General features: G+C 32.9%; 3 protein-coding genes. All 3 read right to left on the reverse strand.

Annotation, left to right across the window (positions count from 1 at the left end; translation table 11 throughout):
• Nucleotides 1-195 precede the first annotated feature (195 nt).
• The 3 genes from AC2D8K_RS12530 to AC2D8K_RS12540 all read right to left on the reverse strand — a co-directional run bounded on the left by AC2D8K_RS12530 (nucleotide 196) and on the right by AC2D8K_RS12540 (nucleotide 1,463).
• Entirely contained in the window at nucleotides 196-702 is a 507-nt protein-coding gene (locus AC2D8K_RS12530; RefSeq protein ID WP_000447786.1) for a DUF1643 domain-containing protein, read from the reverse strand.
• A 15-nt stretch (nucleotides 703-717) separates the two neighbouring features.
• Entirely contained in the window at nucleotides 718-1,029 is a 312-nt protein-coding gene (locus tag AC2D8K_RS12535; protein ID WP_001083109.1) for a DUF960 family protein, read from the reverse strand.
• Between the two features lie 95 nt (nucleotides 1,030-1,124).
• A complete protein-coding gene (locus AC2D8K_RS12540; RefSeq protein ID WP_000171559.1) occupies nucleotides 1,125-1,463 on the reverse strand; it encodes an SAUGI family uracil-DNA glycosylase inhibitor in 339 nt (112 codons plus the stop codon).
• Nucleotides 1,464-1,692 lie beyond the last annotated feature (229 nt).

Below are 1,692 nucleotides of genomic sequence, written 5' to 3' on the forward strand. Positions count from 1 at the left end.
GCGGATTTTCGCCATGCCATGAAATTAGCATCATGCTAGCAAGTTAAGCGAACACTGACATGATAAATTAGTGGTTAGCTATATTTTTTTACTTTGCAACAGAACCAAATAATATATCTTTTAATCATATTGTAGATTAAAAGATATATATGAAATTCAATTATTTTCATGGATAGTGAATAAACATTTTAGTTGCTATACTTTTAATATCCATTTTTGACGTGCTTTCGAATTAAGGGGATGCATGATTTCATTGGTTTCTGGATTCATGAGTCGTTTTACTTTCTTTTTATGTGGTTTCAACATCTCTAATACTTCATTAACACGTGCTTCAACACCGGGCTTTTTAGCGTAAGCGCCCCAAGCTAATATCACTTCATCTGACTCTTTCACTGCCTTCATAATTTGAATATCTGTATGCTTATCATACGCATTTTCTAAATGTTTGAGATTGATAGGGGTTGTAATATTAGAGTATAGATTCACAAAATTGATTGAACCAAATGCATCCATTTCTGAAACTTTGTTCATGATGAGTTGGGTCGTTAGGTCAATATTGAGAATGCCATCATAATGCGGATACATTGTAATGATTGTGATTGATTGTTTTTCACTATTCCATGTTTTCTTAAGTAGATAGCGATGTTGTTTGTCATCACTGAATATGGCTTCTGTTTTTAATGTACTTTTGATTGTTTCCATATAATTTTCACTCCTCTAGTATTCTTCAGGTAATAACATGACATAATAAGAAAGGTCTACATCATCTTCTCGAATAATGTAGACCTTATTGATATTGATTGCTTTTGAATAATTAGCTTTATGGATTTTCGCATATTCAGGTCGTTCTTGTTTGTGTTTGATATATAATTGATTGCGATGCTTATTGAACTGGAATATATGAAAATAATCTACTGAAGTATTATCTTTGGTTTGTTCTTGTTCTCGCTCAGATACGAGTTGCCATAATTGGTGTTGTAAGATATTAGGTAAGTTGTTGGCGATACCCCGGGTGATATATCTATTCATAAGAGACTTCCTTTCGTTCTGACTCTTTCATCCAAATGATGATTTCACTTAGTATTGTAATGACTAATTGTGTAATTTTGATGTATTTATGCATTTTATTGTCCTCCTGTTAGTAAGTATCGTTGATCCAAAAGAGGCATGATAGTGTTGTGTAGGTATAAGAAATCCATATCGTGATTTTCGTCGATATAACCGATGGCTATGAGTTGTTTCTGATAGTAGAGAATGAAAGGATAGATATTACTTTCATGAAGTGTGTCAGAGTAGTAGGTATTAGTCTGAAGTGTTTTATTACTGAGTGGGCCAAGTCTTACATATTGATTGGGTAAGATATCATCAGCGATTTCCTCGATAGATTCGCAGTGCCACACTTCGTCCCTTGGCAGATTGAATAAGTTGGTTATATAGTGCTTGAGTTGTTGTTCTAGTGTCATGGTTATGACCTCCTAATGTATTTGATTGATGTATGCATGTGATACATCATTTTGATAATATATATTTGATTTTTATTTCATTTCGCTCACTTTTGTCACTAATAACTAAGTGGTAAAAGTGGTAATTTGGTCGATGAAATAATCATTTTGACCATATATTTCAAATTGGAATTTGGGCATAAAAAAAGACCCCCAATCTTTTTTCAAAGATTGAGGGATAAGACTTTCG

Source organism: Staphylococcus sp. 510, from assembly GCF_057219715.1.

What these genes read in the sequence shown, in the direction of transcription:
- AC2D8K_RS12540 (WP_000171559.1), bottom strand. Translation starts at nt 1,463, where the DNA reads ATGACACTAGAACAACAACTCAAGCACTATATAACCAACTTATTCAAT.
- AC2D8K_RS12535 (WP_001083109.1), bottom strand. Translation starts at nt 1,029, where the DNA reads ATGAATAGATATATCACCCGGGGTATCGCCAACAACTTACCTAATATC.
- AC2D8K_RS12530 (WP_000447786.1), bottom strand. Translation starts at nt 702, where the DNA reads ATGGAAACAATCAAAAGTACATTAAAAACAGAAGCCATATTCAGTGAT.